Here is a 17,448-nt window from a genome sequence, read left to right as displayed (position 1 = left end):
GGAAATTTCTAAGAATTGTCTTGTGATTGAGAAAATGTGAGGGTAACTGTATCAGCAATACCCCCTCGATTTAATTGAAAAATTACTTCCCGGGCATCCAGGTTGATATTACTAAGTCTTCCTAAGTAAACCCGATCTCCTATAGTAAGTCTTTTTAGTACACCTGTCTGATCAATGATATGGGCAGTTCTGCCGGTCAATGCAATCAAACGGCTTGCTTCAACATTCGGTAAATTTTCTTCATTTGGCGGTATCGGTCTGATAAGTGGATAATATGGGTTATACTGTATACTGCCGAGTGGTGAGGATGTATTGAGTTCTGCCCGGTAACTTGTCCAATTTCCTCTTCTGTAATAGGCACTGAGATTAATTTCAAAAGTAACCCTGTTCAGACTTTCCAGTTCTTCAATATTGTTTAATTGCAAAGCTCGAATCTGAATAATCGGCCGGCTATATTCAATCCTGTAGAGAAAATTAGTAAGATTACTATAGTTACCTTCTCCGTTAAGAGTTGCATTTATAACCCCATGATCTTCATTTAGTACCGAATCGGAAAAAGAATAATTCAATTCAGTAAACGAAATATCTTCATTAATTTCTTGCAGGTAGTCATAAAGATTACTCGAGCTATGCGAGGCAAAGAGTTCTTTAGGGTGATTCATGCGAGTAAAAATCACCTCATTATAATTTGCTTGGGCTGAAGAAAATTGATTTGCCAGATTTTGAACCTCCTCAAGTTCTGCCCTTTTTTCATTTAGTGTTGTTTGTGTTGTGGCGATCTCTTCATCAAACCGGTTGTGGATATAGAGCCAACCACCTCCGACCATAATAATGAGTGTTAACAACAGGATAATTGTATTTCGAATGCTGTATTTCATCTATTACCGCCCCTCCCGGATCCGTATGATAAAATTACGCTCCCTGTAGGCCCGGGGTAACTCCTGCACCGCTTCAAGAGCTGCTGAGACAGTTTGAAATTGACCGACGCCTATACGCCACCATCTTTTGTTGTCTTCAAGAACCACGTCCCATAGTGTAGCCTTATAGCCTTCTTCCTCTAGAATTTCAACCTCCCGGCCTGCGCGCTGCTCATCTGTTATGGAGTGCAAGACAATGGTGTACGCTCCCTCAAGCATCTGATTTTCAGGCCCCATGAGACCGAAAGAAGACTGTGAACGGCTGTTTATAATGGGGGGTTCCTTAAAAGATGCTGGGTTATTGTCAGTTTGTTCATTATCGTCACCATTGGGTTCTATACCAGAACCCATAGGTTCAGATTCTGCGATTTCACTAACCTCAGTTTGTTCAATTTCCGGGCTTTGAGAGGAGCTGCTCATTGCTGATGATTGAGATTCTGATACGGGTGCAGCTATCTCTTCCGCTGGCATATCTTCGGAGAGTTCATTCGAGGAGAAATTGATTTCTACCTCTGATCCTTGTTCAGTATCAAAGCTTTGTTCAGGCATCTCCTGCAGGAATGGTTCAATATCCTGTCTGATATTGTTCACACGCATCCCAAAAGAATAGACCGTAGCCCCTCTCATTTCAGTTTGAGAAACTTGTTGGATATTCGCATCAGTAAAGATCGATGCAAACTCAGGAATTTGTGAGCGATTCATGGAATATCCATTAAAGTTTAAGCTGTTATTATCTGCAGTTGAGAGATTTTCCAACCAAACATTAGGGATATCAGCAATTCCTTCGTTTAAAATTCTAAAAGTTTCCGACCATTGTTGATTATACTGCGCAAGCTCCAACAAGCGTTCATTTTCGGCATTCAGGATAGAAATTTCACTCATCAGATCTTCAGTCATAGTTGCCGTTGGCCGAAGTTCTTCAATTTGATTGTCCAAAATCTGAATTTCCTGCTGTAAATCGGTGAGCTGGCTTGATTTGGCCTGGTAAAGATAATTTAGGTAGAGGGGCGTTAAAGCGATGAGTATTAATATTGCAATTCCATGCCATTCCAGTTTTAATACCCTCTGCTTTTCCCGAATATATTCAGGGAGTAAGGAGAGGTCTGAGTACTCCTTTTCATGAATTTTACTGGCTGCCCAAGCTGCACCAATTGATGTTAAATAGGGCTGTAAATAAACCGGCGAGTCTAAAATTTCATCGGTATAATTCAGGTGTTTACTGTCAAGTGTGAGATAATCAACATCAACGTCCTCAAACTGCTGGTCAAAATATCTCTTGGCCTTTTCACTTAACTTTGCACTTCGGACAAGAAGTAAACGCGTAATTTTCGGAAGATCCCCTTTATCAATTTCAAAGAGAATTTTACTGAATATGGTGTTCAGTACATCATTTGACTCTTCACCATCAGTGATAATTGGAATAACGTTCACAATCTGTTCTCCCTTCATAAAAATAATACGGCTTGAATGGGTACCAATAGCAATTAGTCCTGTGATGTCGTCAGTCCCCAACGTATAGTTTACGCGGGCAAGGCCTGCCCAAATAGCTTCATCGGGTAGTCGTTCCTGGATTAATACTTTCTTATTGAGATATGTTTCGGATAGCTCAATCAGGTTCAGGAAGCTGTTATCGTCGGCATAATGGGCGAGCAAGCAGGTCTTGTCGTCAAGCTGAACCCAGGAATATTGGTCAGGATTTATCTCTTCATCTGGGGTTGTTTGCAGTTTTTCACGAAAGAACTCAAGACGTTCATTCTTTTTCATGGAACCGGGATCCACATTTTTCAGTACCTGGAATGTGGTGCGCCCGAAGGGTATATGAGTTCCAATACGTACTTTTCGCTTGCCGTATTGTGTGAGATAGTCCGCGAGCAGTTGTTCATTCTCCCGCTCGATATCCGCCTCATCCTCCGTCTTGGTCATATCGAAGCTTTCTTCCAGGTCGGAAGTGTCGGTTTCTTCCCGGGAAGATTCTTCTGTTTCGTCTAAATCTTCAAAACCTGTAACCGTCTCCGAAGATGTAGGGTCATCCATTTCAAAGATCTCTTCGTAATCTTCAGAAAAATCCAGGTCACCGAGCCCGGAATCAGAAACAGTGGTGATGGGGTGCGGAAGGTCGACTGTATCGACTTCTACAAGTTCAAGGCCGTTTTTGGTAGTTCGAAGACGAGCCATACGAAGCCTGTTCTCTTCATATGTAAGTCCAATATATTCTTTCTTAGCCAATGCGGAGCTTGGTTATTTTAAAAGTTGTTTAATTCGGGTTTTATTATTCGCTTGATTGATCGCTTCATCAGTGCTGATAATTCGCTGTTTCACCAGTCGCACCAAATCCTGTTCGAGTGTATGCATTCCATACTGGCTTCCCTCGTTCAGCATTTGGTATATTTCAGACACGTTATCGTTCCGGATAGCAGCTCGAACCGGTGGAGTAGCTACAAGTACCTCTTTGGCAAGTACTCTTGTCCCCTCAAGTGTATTGACAAGCTTCTGGCTGATAACACACGTTAAAACGTCGGCAAGACGAACACGAACCCGTTCCTGTTCATTGAGTGGCGTCTCACCGATAATTCTGTCTATACTTTCCATAGCCGAAGCCGTGTGCAGCGTAGAAAACACTTTATGTCCCGAGTCTGTAACTTCCAACGCATTTCTGATTGCAACATCGTCTCTTAACTCACCAATAACGACAATATCAGGATCCTGCCGCATCGCTTGAACGATTCCATCCCTGAATGACTCTACATCCCTTCCAACTTCCCTGTGTCTAATGATACATTTTTGAGGTTTGTGAACCAACTCAATGGGTGACGCAACAATTACAATATGTCCTCTAACCGAGCGGTTATTCGCATCAATGATGGTATCAAGTGTTGTTGATTTACCCGAACCTGTGATCCCGGTTACTAAGGTTAAACCATATTTAAGATATTTTAAACTTAAATATCGTGCAACTTCCGGGTGTAAATTTAACCCTTTAAATGGACGAATTTCATTATTGATCTGGCGCATATTCATCGCCAGGTTATCCATATCAAAATAGACGGTAGCACGATACCTGCGATCCCGGTTTGTAGACAGAGAGTATGAAAAGTCGATACTTCTGTTTACGAGTAGATGCTCCATCTGCTCGTCACTCAATAAGTTAAGTATTAATATATTCGTCTCAAGTAAAGTATACTGCTGACTCTTTTCCCATGGTTTTTTTGTACCATGAATCCGATACCAAACTTTTCCAAAGCAGCCATCTCCTCCCAAATCAATATCAGATGCTTCCATCTTCTGCATTCGGTCTAGATATTCCTCTATATGATCCCGCATCACGTTTCTCTCGGCCGAAGAGAGTTCATATAGAGTGTTTACGAGGTATTGAATTAGATCTACCCCACGTAATTCATCAGGAACACCCGAGAGGGTTTTATCGAATAGTGTCTGAATATCGTCATCCACAATCGTAGTCATACCCTTAGTTATCTTCGTTGGTTTGATAAGCTAATTTTCTCTGAATATATAGCAGCTTCTTGCCGGCGTAAATGAGTTTTTGGTTCTGCAGGTCAATTAAGTTCATGATAAACATTTTAAACAGGCGATCCGGCCTGCTTTCAAAGAATTTGAGTACATCTTCCCGTTTTAGACGTATAACCGCTGTTGGCCGGGTGGCGATCAATGTGCCTGAAGGCGCCCTGTTTTTAAATAAAAATGTTTCTCCAATAAAATCACCGGGATGCAATTTTGCAATATATACGTCCTCTTTAAAAAGCGATACGCTGCCATCAACAACTAACCATCCGTCATTTACAAAATGTTCTTTCTCTGAAACAATAGTTTCACCGGCGTTGTATTCTTCCAGTGATCCACATAACAAAAATTCCCGGTAATCTTCCGGCGGAAATTTTCGCAAAAGAAGAGGAGATGAATCCAGCACTTGCTGTACCCTCGGGTGATGCAGTAAGTCTTTTTTTCGACTATCCATTTGGCCAATCAATTAATTCGTGTAAAAATTAACTGTGTATTCTCTTTTGTTAAAAAATTGTACCCAGAGATTTGAGGAATATCACAGTATCAATAAAAAATTAAAGAACCGTTCATCATATAATAAAGAAAATGAACTGTTCATGGACTCTCGCTGATACGGTATTGTTCCTTTAATTAAGATATAAGAATAATTGAATATTAATAAATTTTAATAAATAAAGCTTAAATATACTCTGTTCAGTTTAGCTTTACCAGAATGTTCTTAGAAGTGGTTTGTGTTAATCTTCCAATGTGATGGCCATTACTTCCTCTATTGTAGTAATACCATTTTTAATTCGTTTCCGTCCCGATGCTCTAAGCGTCAGCATGCCATTTTTAATAGCATATTTACGCAGGGCATCTTCATCGATCTCATCTCCTGCATCAAAAATCATTCTTTTTACTTCGTCATCAAAATAGAGCGCCTCCATGATAGCGATTCGGCCATCGTACCCCTGGTTGCACTTCTCACACCCCACCGGTTTGTAAAATGTTATTTCCTCAATTTCATCTTCGCTAAAACCAAGGTTTTTGGCCGGCTGCCTGATCTCCTCTTTATCGTATTGTTCTTTGCAATGCTTACATAACTTTCGCACCAATCGCTGGGCCATCACCAGGTTAATAGCATTTGCAATTAGAAAAGGTTCTACGCCCATCTTAAAGAGCCTGGATACGGCACTGGGTGCATCATTCGTGTGAAGTGTGGAGAAGGTCAGGTGCCCCGTATTTGCAAGTTTGATGGCAATTTCAGCAGTTTTCAGGTCTCGAATCTCACCGACCAGTACAATATCAGGGTCATGTCTCAAAATTCCCCGCATGGCATTATCGAACGTCATACTCTCGGAAATCTTTAACTGTCGTGCACCTTTGATCAGGTATTCTACCGGTTCCTCAATGGTTAATACATTAAACTCGGGGCTCATCACGGAGTGCAACGCAGCCACCAACGTGGTTGATTTACCTGATCCGGTAGGCCCCGTAATAATCACAATTCCGGACGGCTGGTTAATCGCCTTATTAAAATCTGCATACGCTTTCTCCTGCAGGCCAAGCTCGTCAAGATCTGTAATGACTTTCCTGTCATCCAGAACCCTTATTACCACAGACTCAAGTTTTCGCTCAAACTCTTCACCGACCATCGGCATGATTGAGACCCGGAAACGAATATTGGTGGCATCAATACGCCGTTGTATATACCCGTCTTGGGTTGAATCCCTCTCAAAACGATCCACATTCATGGTTTTATCTTTCACAACTGCCGATAGGGCTTCCGGTTTTACGTTGGGCTGTGAATGCCAAACCTGGAGCCGCCCGTCCATTCTGAAAAGAATATCCGTCACATTTTCTTTCCCGGGTATGATATGGATATCACTCGCACCTTTTCGAACCGCTTCAACAAGCATACCCTCCACAAGGGAGTTAAGCATACTTTTATTGATCTCTTTATCCAGCTCCTCTTCATCCAGATCCTCTTCGGTGATTTCAGGTTCTTCGAACTCAATATCATCCAGGATTCGGAGGAACTCATTCTTTTGATCATAAACCTTATTAATGATCAAGTCTACAGTTTCCTGCTTGCAGTAGGTCAGTTCATAGAGTTTGTACGGAAGTTCTGAAGCCAATATAGAGATCTGGGGATCGGTCGGATCAGCAGAAGCCAGTATGATCAAATCCTTATCTGCCTTAAACGGAACGGTTTTCCGGTAGATCATCTCATCCACAACATCGTCGGGAATTTCATCCAACATGCTGCGAATATTCCCGATCATCTTCTTGGAGGGTGAACCATTTGGCAATACTTCCCGGAAGGCATAAAGACGGGAGATGGTCTTCATTACTTCATGGCGGTCGGCATCAAAATCTTCTATGATAATTGTACTGAGACGCCGCCGAATGGAAGCCGGTTCTTCCTGATGGGTATTTATAGCTTTCTCAAGCTGCTCATGGGTAATGATACCATTTTCAACAAGGGCTTCACCCAGGCGTTTTCGTACAAAAAATGTATTCTTTTTAGCCGTATCCATTGTAGAATCAGGTTTGCTCAAGAATCACGAAATATAAAGATTAGAGCATAGCATGTAGATAATTAAATATAGCTAATAAATAATTAAACCCAATATAGACGTTTTTAATACCAATTTATACCGGTGCATTCTACTTGTCAAACCCGGGGTAAGAGCTGCAAAAGACGGATCTCGTTGGATAGAAGAATATTCCAGATCTGGCGGTTGTTTATTTCGTCCGCTGTGTCTTGAATTACGAAACGATAGCTACCTGAAAATATTAGGCCCATAGCGTGTATAAGACATAAGGTTTCTAAAAAAGCATAATTGTTTGGTGACGACATAGGTGGTATTGAGGCTGGATTTATTTTCAGTAAAGATGTACGTAATTCGTGCCGAGAACAGATGAGTCAGGAAGATTTTGGGACGATGATGCCGGAAACTTAACGGGCAAAAAAGAATCAAATTGGATTGCTCTTTGTTACTCATCGAATCAGTCTTGCCAAACAAACAGATAAGATTTATATCCTTGAAAATAGCTCCATTCGTGATTCCGGGAGTCTTGACGAATTGATATCCAATGAGAACTATTATGTACGCGGTTAAAGGCTGACTACCAAAACAGGCATGACTTTACCCAAATTACATTCACTTTATCATCAGAGTGATTATAATCCCGGAAAAACTGTAAGGATTTCGAAAATTTCGATTAATTAAGAAAAGGAGATCACACAATACAATGACATCATCATGCTAAACACAAAGCAACGAATCTTTGTTGGGGAATTTATTGTCGGTGCTTTAAACTTGGCCCCTGATTTTATATAGCTCAGAGCTTCTTAGTATTAAAACCGTGAAGGATATGTTTGTATCTTTTGCAGCGGTTTTCGCCGGCGCCCTGATTTTTGATCTACATATATACAGAAAGGAACTACAGGCGTAAAGATAAAACCGGAATTAGAATAGATTAGAGATTGGGCATGGATGGGTCAGTTTTTGTTATTAATCTTGTCCATGATGCAGGTTTGGTGTATTTTTGCATCAAAATAGAGGAGGAGTAATGACAAGACAAAGTATAACATTTACCAAACCTAACGATGAGTGGTTAAAGGCCCAGGTTGACAAGATGGAGTATAAAAGTAAAAGTGAGCTTGTTAACGATTTGGTTCGAAGAGCACGGAACCGGGAGGAAGAGGTAGAATGGATCCGCTCTAAACTAATCGCTGCAGAGAGGGGGGGATTCACCGGAGAAACCCGTGATGAAATCCTGGCCGAATCGAAGCAGCAATTACGCCGGGATGGCCAGCTATAAGTTAAGCAATCAGGCAAAAGAAGATCTGATTCGAATCCATCAATACGGAGTTCGAAATTTTGGAGAAGAGCAGGCGGATAGATACCTGCTTGATTTTTTTGAGCAGTTTGAGATCATTTCCCGCTATCCTGACCGTTACCCGAAAGTCGATTATATCCGTGAAGGATATCGACGGTGTGTTTGCGGGGTGGATGGTATTTATTACCGGGTAAAAAATGAAACCGTCGAGATCATGGCAATAATCGGTCGCCAGGATATGAATCAAATTTAGAAAAATTGATATTAGCAGCCTTGTGTTCGTGGTTTACTTTGATCAGGCTGTCTCTCAACAAGATGCGCAACTTTAAACCTGAAAACCTTAAACTTTGAACGGCGGCAACCCGCTTCACTCCTCAGTCTTCAAATTCCTTAACCTTTCCCCATAATCCACAAGAAAACGCTCATAGGGTTTATCCAGCAGTTCGGAGGAGATCAGGAAGTCGGCAGATGACCGGTTGCACGCAAGCGGAATATTGTAAACGATACAGATTCTGAGCAGGGCTTTTACGTCCACATCGTGGGGTTGCGCCTGGAGCGGATCCCAGAAAAAGATCAGGATATCCAGATCGCCATCGGCAATTGTGGCGCCGAGCTGAAGATCACCGCCCAGCGGTCCGCTCATAAAGCGGTAGACTTTGAGGCCCAATTTTTCCTCAATTAAACCACCGGTTGTTCCGGTTCCGTAGAGCTTGTGGTCTTTCAGAGTGCCGCTATTGTAATCAACCCAGTCGATCAGATCTCGTTTTCGGTAATCGTGGGCCACCAGCCCGATTCGTTTTTTCTCTTTCATTGTAGCGGTGTGGGATGCAATACTTGGATGAGGTTTTTTACTGGATTTTTTTGGAAAAATGATAGGTTTTCTGAAAAAAATGTAAGGAATTTGAAAATTCCGGTTCATACAGAGTAGAGTATAGGTGCAACAAGAACAGAATACTATGCATGAAGAGAATAAATACAGAAGCGAGAAATATTTTAAAAGTATGAATAGAAAGAATGGAAACAAAGCTGAAAAAGTGGTTCGGATTTTAATTCATGAAATAGAATCGATTCGGTATGTGAAAGAATGGGCAAAAGCAGCAAATGTGTCACAGAGTTGGTTAAAGAAGGAGATGAAGACTACATATGACAAACCACCCAAAATTATTTTACGAGAAGTGCGCTTCGAGATCATCGTGTTCCTAATCATAAAAAACGGAGCTGAGGTAACCAGTTTAACAGTAGCTTTTGAATCGGGTGTAGGTGAAACAAGTGATGCTTTGTATAAGTTCTTGAGTAGACATTACAACACTACATTCAGCGAATTAAGAGAGTATCTTTTGACTGAAGAGCCTGATGTAAGTTTTACTTGGTTAGAATGGAAAAAACTGTTTGGCTTCTATGAATACCTGAATTGGCGAGAAAAAAACCGAAATTGGGGATAGGTTTTACTTGCTATGGTGAATAGCAATAATTTTTTTGTTTGTAAGCATTCATCAAAAGATTTGGTGGGTGGTCTAAACATTAACCAAATAAGGAGGATTGATATGAGAACTTTAAGTTTAGAAAAAATGGAACAGATAGAAGGTGGAGATTTAATTGGTTGCTTAGGAGCGCACGCTGCTACTATTGCTCTCTTAGGTGGTGTCGCGGCGCTTTCAGGACCTGTCGGCTGGGGGGTTGCTATCGGATTTGCTGCAGGCGGATATGGCGCTGGTCTAGCTATAGGATATGAATGCCTGTAAGGAATGTATGGTTACCATGTAGAAATAAATTACTTACATGGTAACCATCATTTTTTTTTTAAGATAAGTATAAATACTCAAAAAAGATTTTTTGAAAATCCTGAAAATTCTCTACCAAACAAACGAAAAGCTCATCAGTCGGATCCGGCAAAGTGAGTGGTTCTATAGTATTTGGATTGCGGGGAGCTGTCTCTTCTTTGTCGGTTTAGGAGGTTCATTGAATTTGGTAGCGGAAAGAAGTCCGAAAGAGACGCGTATCGTTTTCAATCTGTTGGCATACCTACTTGTAATGACCGACGTATTAGCTACTCTGTTGAAATTTCAGAGTAAGGCGTTGATTGAACCGAGACATTTGAGGGTGTTTCCGATAAGCCGATGGAAATTTTTGAAATTTCATTCACTTTTGCTTGTATTAGATATTAAATCATTTACGTTTGCGACGGTCATCCTTGTGAGTTCACTTTTTTTTGTATTTCACTCTCTGTACATAGCAGCGGCTTTTAGCCCATTTTTTTGGATTTTACTTTGGGCTAATCTTATTGCTTTTACCCTTGCTATTCATTGGGTGGCCGGAAAGTGGCTATACCGTTACCGAAAAAATATTACGAACCTCGGTTTTATATTCATCGGTATTATACTCGTGGCAGTCTTAACCGAATCAGAGTTTATTTTTACGAAGCTCCCGATTATAAGCTTTGTGGGAAACGGGCTTTTCGGGTTATTAATGCACGATATACAGATTGTTTGGACTAATATAATTTATTTATTTGTTAGTTTAGCTTCTGTTCTGGCACTTCTGGCATGGTCGTCTTCTAATCATTAAAAAAAAATTCCGTGGTAATGTGGATTCATATCAAAACCCAGTTCAGTATAATGATTCGTTATATGAGTCTGCTTTTTATGCTCACAGGCATAGGTTTAGCTGTTGGGATGTTGCTTTCAATTATCTATAAACATCAACAATTTTTTAATATACCATTGGTAATTGTGTTCGGGTGCAGCTTTTTAGGACCTACTCTCGGAGATGTGTTCAGCGGAAAAAGGGAGTTTATAAATTATTGTCTGGCTCCCTGGAGTATCCGTGCAATATTCTTTTCCAAATGCATCGTTTGGATACTCGTTATGATTACTGTCCCGTCACTCTTGTTGTTTGGAAGTTCTTTTTTCTTTGAGAACACCTTAGGAGAATATAAGGGTGCGGTTCTTTTGTTAGTTACATCAATACCGGTGTTTATGATCTTGGGTACTAGGATCAGTATCATTCCAAGAGGGGAACCAACTGTGGAGAATAATGCTTCGCTCTATCTCTTGATGTTCTTAACGATTCCCTTTGCTACCATACCTTATGTTTTATTTTACCTATGGTTTGACAGCTTGCTCTTCTGCCTCTTATTCTCTATTACGACTTTTGGATTGTGGTATTCTTATGTGTTGCCGACGGTAATTAAGAAATTTAACATTCAACATTGTAATCTGATAGAAAGATGAGCATAATTGAACTGGTTGATCTAAAAAAAGTGTATATGGGCAACCATGTTGCATTGGATGGTGTGTCAATGACAATTCCACACTCCACTGTTTTCGGTTTATTGGGACCAAATGGTGCTGGGAAATCGACGATTATAAATATCCTGGCGGGAGTTGTGAAAAGGTCCGAGGGAATTGCAAAAATTTTCGGGAAAACAATAGAACATGATGATTATATACATAAAAAAGATATTGGATTTGTTCTTGAAGATCCTCATTACCTGGAAAAACTAACAGCAACCGAATACCTTCATTTTTGTGGAGCACTTTATGAGTTAAAGTCGACCGATATTAAGGAACGAGTAAATGAATTGCTTACCTTTTTTGATCTCAAAGGGCGTGCAACATCACAAATTGAAACCTATTCGAATGGTATGAAGAAAAAAGTGTCGTTGGCGGCAGCACTTATTCATCAACCCAAACTGCTTATTTTGGATGAACCTTTGGAAGGAATTGACCCGACTTCGGCCAAACAGATTAAAGATACATTACGTTTGATGGCGGACAGAGGCGTTACCGTGGTTTTAAGTTCACATAATCTTGACACGGTAGAAAAATTTTGTGATGAGGTAGCTATTATTCACAAGGGAAAGCTTGTCTTTCAGACCAAAACAGAGGAGATCCGTATCAAAATAAAGGATGAGGTAAGTCAGGAACGATACCAATCCCTGGAAGAGATATTTATTGATGTTGTTTCAGATGAAGACGATAAACCCGCTTCAAGTTTGTCGTGGTTATGAGTGTTTAAGTCATATTCGGCTAATTAGTTTTAAATAGAGGTACAACACGTATGATTTTCAAAATATTCATGAAAAAAGACTTCCAGCCTGATTATGAGACAGACAGCTACGCTTATGATAATATTCCAATTTCAGTGCTTTTTGTAAGTATAACCGCAATCTATTTGGTGTTGGCCTACATATCGGATCAATTTATTCTGGGAGATGAAGTATATATTCGCAGTTTTTCTGATCAAACTATTGAAGCGGTATTAAATATGCGTGAGCGTTACGGTTGGTTAAACTATGTATTTATACCTGTTACTCTATTTTTAAAAATATCCTTTCCTGCTCTTTGTATAACTATAGGTACTGTTCTTTCTTCTCTTGAGATTAAGTTTAAAACTTTTTTTAAAGCAGTCTTGTTGGCTGAGGTTGTTTTCATTCTCGCCCAGATATTGTATCTCATCAATCTGTCTCGGCATCTGGATGCTTTAACTATTGAAAAATCATTGAATTACTTCCCATTATCTGTAATCAGTATTTATGGTGTAGAAAACGTAGTCCTCTGGCTTCATTATCCGCTTCAAACTCTCAACCTATTCGAAGTTTTCTACATTTTGATTATCTCCTGGCTTCTGTCCAGGCAGTGGAAGCCCAACTTCATCGAGAGCCTCAACATTGTACTGCCTTCTTATGGAACCGGGTTACTTCTGTGGTTGGTTCTCGTCACTTTTTTAACCCTTCAAATCAGCTAACCATGAAAAAAACAGTTTTAAAATGGATCGTTGGCGGGGTTGTTACAGCTATTTTACTATTGGGGGTTTTGATTGCCAACCAACTTCTTGAACGTGAAAACAGAATAGAAAAAATTTCCAACTGGCCTGATCTGGAGGTGGAAACACTTGAAGGAGAGCCAGTATCCACTCTTGAATTTTATTCGGACGGTCCCATTCTGTTTACTTATTTCAATACGGCGTGCGAGTATTGCAGAAATGAAATCACAGATATTTCAAAACACACTCAACTTCAAAGAAGCGCTGAAATAATTCTTATCTCAGATGAAAGCCGAAAAGAGATTGAAAAGTTTAGAAATGATTTAAAGATTATTGAGAATACAGAGTTCATTTTTTTGAGAGATGTAAAGAAGAGAGTAAAGGAATTCTACGGGATAATGGGCGTTCCTTCTACTTATTTATATAACGGGGATGGAGAATTGGTTCAGTTATTCAGGGGGGAAACAAAGGCTGAACTTCTCTTTTCTACGATTCGAAAAGATAATTGAGAAGGAGTTCATGAACGTTAAAAGTACCATACTGATTGACCCATTTCCGGCAACGGGGCATATAAATGCATGTATTACACTTGCACGGTTCCTCGCTCCCCGGGGGGGGCATATCTGGTTTTCAGGACTCCAGAATTTCAGGAATATAATTAGAAACGAAGGATTTGATTACTATATCATACCATCATTTTTATTTACTACCGCAAGAATTGAAATTGAGGAAAAAGGCCGCTTAAAATTTATAATGGAGAACATTGGTGGTTCAAGATTCAAGAGAATCCAAAAAAAATTCAAGAAAACGGCATCAGATTATGATCGGATGATAGATTCTGTAAAGCCCGATTTGATTCTGCTTGATGATCACTATGCTCAGAAAGCATTCTATTATTCTAAGTATCAAATTCCGATCATAGCAGTTCAAACAATGCTTCCTCCTTTAAAATCAAAGGGAGTGCCTCCATTTCAATCAAAACATATTCCCACGAATAATAAGCTATCTCACAGTTTTACAGAATGGCTTTGGAAAAAAAACATGGTTGGCCGGACACTCAAGAAACTAAAAAATAATGTACTGACTCTTGGTCAAACAGATCTTAGCGTTCTCCGGAGTCTTTGTCCTGATTCGGAACTCACCATTCAAAAAGAACGCTGTTTTGGAGTAGGGATTCGCGAACTGCCTATGATTTCTACCTCACCGAAGGCGTTTGACTTTCCCCGATCCATGATGAATACAGAGGTGTTCTATTTTGGAAAGCACGAGAATAGTTCATTTGAGAAAATTGAAGACAGGCGCCTGCTTGATTTATTAAAAAAAGTTCAAGAACAGAAAAACCTTGGGCAAGACAAAATGTTGATTTACTGTTCTCTGGGAACTTTAACTCAGATCCGGGAAAAAATATGTAGGAAATTTTTCAGAAAAATCATCATAACAGCAAAAAATCATCCCGCTATTGAATTTATTCTCTCAATCGGTGAGCATTTTGATATTAATGATTTGTCAGATACGCCGGAAAACCTGAGGATATTTTCATTGGTTCCGCAAAAACAGTTGTTAGAGAATGTGGATATCATGATCACTGCCGGAGGCCTGAATTCCATCAGAGAGTGTATTGATGCCGAAGTTCCAATGATTGTCTATCCAATGAATAAAAAAGCAGATCAACCGGGAAATGGTGCCAGGGTTGCATTTCACAATCTTGGGGTAACCGGGAATATTAGAACGGCTTCGCCGCGATCTGTTTCCCGGAAGATTGGATCTGTTTTAGATGGGATGGAACGGTTCAGAAGATCGCTTCGCAGGATGAAACAAAAGATTAGAGAGTCGAATCGTACAGAAGAAAAGAAAATTCTTGAACTAATATTTCAACTAACTGGCAAGAGAACAGGCAACTTGAAAGCGCATTATGAAATACACTAAAAAAGATTTAAAGAAAATTCATGTTCAGCAGTTAGGGGAATATGCATGCGGACTGGCGTGTTTAAGCGCGTTGACAAAATACTATGGCGGTCACGTTTCACAGGAGCGGCTCAGGGAGATTAGCGGCACGACCTTAAACGGAACTTCACTACTGGGACTCTATCAGGCAGCCGAACAAATTGGTTTTGATGCAACCGGCTATGAAGCGGATATGGAGAACCTGAAAGATTTGAACCATCCCGTCATCCTCCATGTAATACAGGATGAAAAAAGGGAACACTTTGTCGTGAACTATGGGTTTGAAGATGGCAAATTTGTTATCGGTGATCCGGGATGGGGTATTGTTGAATATAGTGAAGATGAGTTGCTGGCGATATGGCAATCTAAGACACTCCTTAGTTTATCACCAGGCAAAACATTCAAAACCGCTAAAAGTACTTCTCAAAGCCAGTTCAAATGGTTCAAGTCATTAATCCGTGATGACATTCCGATCTTGACCATAGCGGGTGTAATGGGAATAGTGATAGCAATACTGGGGTTGTCAATGGCTGTTTTTACACAAAAATTGATCGATGACTTCCTACCTAACAATGAAACAGAGAAAATATTTATTGGTACTCTTGCATTGGCAATCCTGCTCATTGCAAAAGCTTTTATCAGTTACATAAGAGGTATTTTTATGGCTCGACAAGGTAAAGATTTAAATGTTCGAGTAGTGAAGTCTTTTATTGAAAAAATTATATACCTCCCGATGACATATTTTAAAGGATACAGCACTGGCGATCTCATAGCCAGAATGAACGACTCGATGCGGATAAAAAATACAGTTGCCTTAATCACGGGTGACATCCTTATCAATCTGTTGGTAGTTATCGTCTCATCGATTTACATATTTATATTGTCAGTCGAATTAGGATTGTTGTCTGTATCAAGCATGCTCTTTTTTTTCCTGGCGGCCTGGTATTACCATCCAAAAATTCTTGATAATCAAAAAGAAGTGATGGCGGCTCATTCGGGGAACGAAACACAGTATATTGATTCGATTTCCGGTATTTCAAGTATAAAATCATTTAATAAAGAAGAAATCTTTAAAGACCGGATCCACTCTGTCTACGACATTTATCAAACTAAAGGATACGATCTTGCCATATTGGGCAATAAATATGGATTTATTACACAACTATTAGTGGCAATTTTCATTTCACTTTTTTTCAGTTTAGGTGTTTATTATGTAATGCAGGAAAAGCTGTTGCTTGGAGAACTCATGGCCATACTAACGATGGCTGGATCTATAATTCCCTCCCTTGCCGGCTTGATGGTTGCAAACATCCAAATTCAGGAAGCTAAAGTCGCATTTAACCGTCTGTTTGAAATTTCATCGTTGGAGAAAGAGTATAACCCAGAATCCCCAAATGGTTTGATGGTTCAAACGAAATCTAAAGAAGTTCTTTCTATAGAGAACCTGGTGTTTCGTTTTCCAGGCCGAAGTCCGCTTTTAAAAAACATACAATTCAGGTTAACAACGGGAGAAGCAGTGACATTGTTTGGTAAGGTAGGAAGCGGGAAAAGTACCCTTGTGGATATCATGCAGGGTTTTTATCAACCCGAACAAGGATACATTAAACTTAACGGTCGAAAAATAAGCAAATGGGATATAACTGAATGGCGCTCAGCATTAGGGGTTGTATCACAGTCCGAAAAAATTTTTAATACGACTGTGTTGGATAATATTTGTCTGAGTAATGACCCTAATGAACCGGAAAGATGCGTACAGTTTTTGAAAAAAACAGGTCTTGGCACTTATCTTGATAATCTTCCTCAAGGATATCTTACCATTTGTGGTGAAGACGGACAACATCTTTCAGGAGGACAAAAGCAATTAGTTACTATAGCCAGAGCCCTGTATAAAGAACCTTCATTTCTTATGTTGGATGAATCGACTTCGGCAATAGACTTTGATACAGAAAGGGAAGTACTTAACATCTTAAAAGGATATGCAAAAAAGAATCAAATTGGATTGCTCTTGGTTACTCATCGAATCAGTCTTGCCAAACAAACAGATAAGATTTATATCCTTCAAAATGGCTCAATTCATGATTCTGGAACCCATGAAAATTTGATATCCAATGATAACTACTATGCAAGAGGGTATAGATATATAACCGAGTACACATAACTAACTATTATAGTATCTTTTTTTGATATACACTTCTATTTGTAACTGTAGCCTCTTCTCTAACTACTTATTGAATACTCAGAAAACGAGTTTGCATTCATATTATCCAAACAATCCCAAAGTGATTCACAATACAAAACGACGAATCTTTCCCTGGGCCTCTATCATCTGTCTCTTGAACTTTTGTGCTTTGATTTTTTATAGTTTTGAACTCCTTGAGCCAAAAGGCGTGATTTAGTTGTTTGTTTTTGTTGCAGCAATTTCGGCAGTCCTTGTGGTTTTTTTCTACATAGATACAACGAAGAACAACGGGTGAAA

General features: G+C 39.8%; 16 protein-coding genes. 10 read left to right on the top strand and 6 right to left on the bottom strand.

All coding sequences use genetic code 11. The annotated features are described in order from the left end of the window. Positions 1–8 precede the first annotated feature (8 nt). The 5 genes from L6773_RS11475 to L6773_RS11455 form a co-directional block, all read right to left on the bottom strand. A complete protein-coding gene (locus L6773_RS11475; RefSeq protein ID WP_237854561.1) occupies positions 9–878 on the bottom strand; it encodes a hypothetical protein in 870 nt (289 codons plus the stop codon). 3 nt (positions 879–881) lie between these two features. After that, complete coding sequence (locus L6773_RS11470; RefSeq protein ID WP_237854560.1) at positions 882–3,143, bottom strand: SPOR domain-containing protein; 2,262 nt, start codon at positions 3,141–3,143, stop codon at positions 882–884. 12 nt (positions 3,144–3,155) lie between these two features. Beyond that, positions 3,156–4,379 (bottom strand): type IV pilus twitching motility protein PilT, encoded by a 1,224-nt coding sequence (locus L6773_RS11465; protein WP_237854559.1) that lies wholly within the window; start codon positions 4,377–4,379, stop codon positions 3,156–3,158. A gap of 4 nt (positions 4,380–4,383) precedes the next feature. Further along, complete coding sequence (locus L6773_RS11460; RefSeq protein WP_237854558.1) at positions 4,384–4,890, bottom strand: cyclic nucleotide-binding domain-containing protein; 507 nt, start codon at positions 4,888–4,890, stop codon at positions 4,384–4,386. A 280-nt stretch (positions 4,891–5,170) separates the two neighbouring features. Further along, a complete protein-coding gene (locus L6773_RS11455) occupies positions 5,171–6,955 on the bottom strand; it encodes a GspE/PulE family protein (protein WP_237854557.1) in 1,785 nt (594 codons plus the stop codon). A 450-nt stretch (positions 6,956–7,405) separates the two neighbouring features. Between L6773_RS11455 and L6773_RS21485 the strand changes: the two genes are divergently transcribed. From L6773_RS21485 to L6773_RS11445, 3 genes are all read left to right on the top strand, one after another. Then, positions 7,406–7,540 carry a hypothetical protein gene (locus tag L6773_RS21485; RefSeq protein ID WP_255727745.1) on the top strand — a complete coding sequence of 45 codons (135 nt, stop codon included), beginning with the start codon at positions 7,406–7,408 and terminating at the stop codon, positions 7,538–7,540. A 454-nt stretch (positions 7,541–7,994) separates the two neighbouring features. Beyond that, positions 7,995–8,246: a ribbon-helix-helix domain-containing protein gene (locus tag L6773_RS11450; RefSeq protein WP_237854556.1), complete on the top strand. Its 252-nt coding sequence runs from the start codon at positions 7,995–7,997 to the stop codon at positions 8,244–8,246. Then, the gene (locus L6773_RS11445; RefSeq protein WP_237854555.1) at positions 8,194–8,517 is read left to right on the top strand and encodes a type II toxin-antitoxin system RelE/ParE family toxin; all 324 of its coding nucleotides are present in this window, start codon (positions 8,194–8,196) and stop codon (positions 8,515–8,517) included. The genes L6773_RS11450 and L6773_RS11445 overlap by 53 nt, the downstream gene beginning before the upstream one ends. Before the next feature lie 114 nt (positions 8,518–8,631). Here the strand turns inward: L6773_RS11445 and L6773_RS11440 are convergent, their stop codons facing one another. Continuing rightward, a complete protein-coding gene (locus tag L6773_RS11440) occupies positions 8,632–9,075 on the bottom strand; it encodes a methylglyoxal synthase (RefSeq protein ID WP_237854554.1) in 444 nt (147 codons plus the stop codon). Between the two features lie 190 nt (positions 9,076–9,265). Between L6773_RS11440 and L6773_RS11435 the strand changes: the two genes are divergently transcribed. The 7 genes from L6773_RS11435 (at position 9,266) to L6773_RS11405 (ending at position 17,130) form a co-directional block, all read left to right on the top strand. Then, positions 9,266–9,706: a helix-turn-helix domain-containing protein gene (locus L6773_RS11435; protein ID WP_237854553.1), complete on the top strand. Its 441-nt coding sequence runs from the start codon at positions 9,266–9,268 to the stop codon at positions 9,704–9,706. Positions 9,707–9,718: 12 nt separating this feature from the next. Beyond that, the gene (locus L6773_RS11430; RefSeq protein ID WP_237854552.1) at positions 9,719–10,006 is read left to right on the top strand and encodes a hypothetical protein; all 288 of its coding nucleotides are present in this window, start codon (positions 9,719–9,721) and stop codon (positions 10,004–10,006) included. Between the two features lie 1,484 nt (positions 10,007–11,490). Continuing rightward, positions 11,491–12,273: an ABC transporter ATP-binding protein gene (locus tag L6773_RS11425; protein WP_237854551.1), complete on the top strand. Its 783-nt coding sequence runs from the start codon at positions 11,491–11,493 to the stop codon at positions 12,271–12,273. Between the two features lie 68 nt (positions 12,274–12,341). Beyond that, positions 12,342–13,010: a hypothetical protein gene (locus L6773_RS11420; protein ID WP_237854550.1), complete on the top strand. Its 669-nt coding sequence runs from the start codon at positions 12,342–12,344 to the stop codon at positions 13,008–13,010. A 2-nt stretch (positions 13,011–13,012) separates the two neighbouring features. Next, positions 13,013–13,537 carry a TlpA family protein disulfide reductase gene (locus L6773_RS11415; RefSeq protein ID WP_237854549.1) on the top strand — a complete coding sequence of 175 codons (525 nt, stop codon included), beginning with the start codon at positions 13,013–13,015 and terminating at the stop codon, positions 13,535–13,537. A gap of 10 nt (positions 13,538–13,547) precedes the next feature. Then, entirely contained in the window at positions 13,548–14,954 is a 1,407-nt protein-coding gene (locus L6773_RS11410; RefSeq protein WP_237854548.1) for a glycosyltransferase, read from the top strand. Continuing rightward, positions 14,941–17,130: a peptidase domain-containing ABC transporter gene (locus tag L6773_RS11405; RefSeq protein WP_237854547.1), complete on the top strand. Its 2,190-nt coding sequence runs from the start codon at positions 14,941–14,943 to the stop codon at positions 17,128–17,130. Before L6773_RS11410 ends, L6773_RS11405 begins: the two co-directional genes overlap by 14 nt. Positions 17,131–17,448: the final 318 nt, after the last annotated feature.

Origin of the sequence: Rhodohalobacter sulfatireducens (assembly GCF_022012475.1) — a bacterium.
Classification (GTDB): Bacteria; Bacteroidota; Rhodothermia; order Balneolales; family Balneolaceae; genus Rhodohalobacter; species Rhodohalobacter sulfatireducens.
Note: the sequence above shows the minus strand (reverse complement) of the source record. Positions and strands in the feature narration are given on the sequence as shown.

What these genes read in the sequence shown, in the direction of transcription:
- L6773_RS11445 (WP_237854555.1), top strand. Translation starts at nt 8,194, where the DNA reads ATGAAATCCTGGCCGAATCGAAGCAGCAATTACGCCGGGATGGCCAGC.
- L6773_RS11460 (WP_237854558.1), bottom strand. Translation starts at nt 4,890, where the DNA reads ATGGATAGTCGAAAAAAAGACTTACTGCATCACCCGAGGGTACAGCAA.
- L6773_RS11450 (WP_237854556.1), top strand. Translation starts at nt 7,995, where the DNA reads ATGACAAGACAAAGTATAACATTTACCAAACCTAACGATGAGTGGTTA.
- L6773_RS11435 (WP_237854553.1), top strand. Translation starts at nt 9,266, where the DNA reads ATGAATAGAAAGAATGGAAACAAAGCTGAAAAAGTGGTTCGGATTTTA.
- L6773_RS11415 (WP_237854549.1), top strand. Translation starts at nt 13,013, where the DNA reads ATGAAAAAAACAGTTTTAAAATGGATCGTTGGCGGGGTTGTTACAGCT.
- L6773_RS11420 (WP_237854550.1), top strand. Translation starts at nt 12,342, where the DNA reads ATGAAAAAAGACTTCCAGCCTGATTATGAGACAGACAGCTACGCTTAT.
- L6773_RS11430 (WP_237854552.1), top strand. Translation starts at nt 9,719, where the DNA reads ATGGTGAATAGCAATAATTTTTTTGTTTGTAAGCATTCATCAAAAGAT.
- L6773_RS11405 (WP_237854547.1), top strand. Translation starts at nt 14,941, where the DNA reads ATGAAATACACTAAAAAAGATTTAAAGAAAATTCATGTTCAGCAGTTA.
- L6773_RS11475 (WP_237854561.1), bottom strand. Translation starts at nt 878, where the DNA reads ATGAAATACAGCATTCGAAATACAATTATCCTGTTGTTAACACTCATT.
- L6773_RS11465 (WP_237854559.1), bottom strand. Translation starts at nt 4,379, where the DNA reads ATGACTACGATTGTGGATGACGATATTCAGACACTATTCGATAAAACC.
- L6773_RS11440 (WP_237854554.1), bottom strand. Translation starts at nt 9,075, where the DNA reads ATGAAAGAGAAAAAACGAATCGGGCTGGTGGCCCACGATTACCGAAAA.
- L6773_RS11410 (WP_237854548.1), top strand. Translation starts at nt 13,548, where the DNA reads ATGAACGTTAAAAGTACCATACTGATTGACCCATTTCCGGCAACGGGG.
- L6773_RS11455 (WP_237854557.1), bottom strand. Translation starts at nt 6,955, where the DNA reads ATGGATACGGCTAAAAAGAATACATTTTTTGTACGAAAACGCCTGGGT.
- L6773_RS11425 (WP_237854551.1), top strand. Translation starts at nt 11,491, where the DNA reads ATGAGCATAATTGAACTGGTTGATCTAAAAAAAGTGTATATGGGCAAC.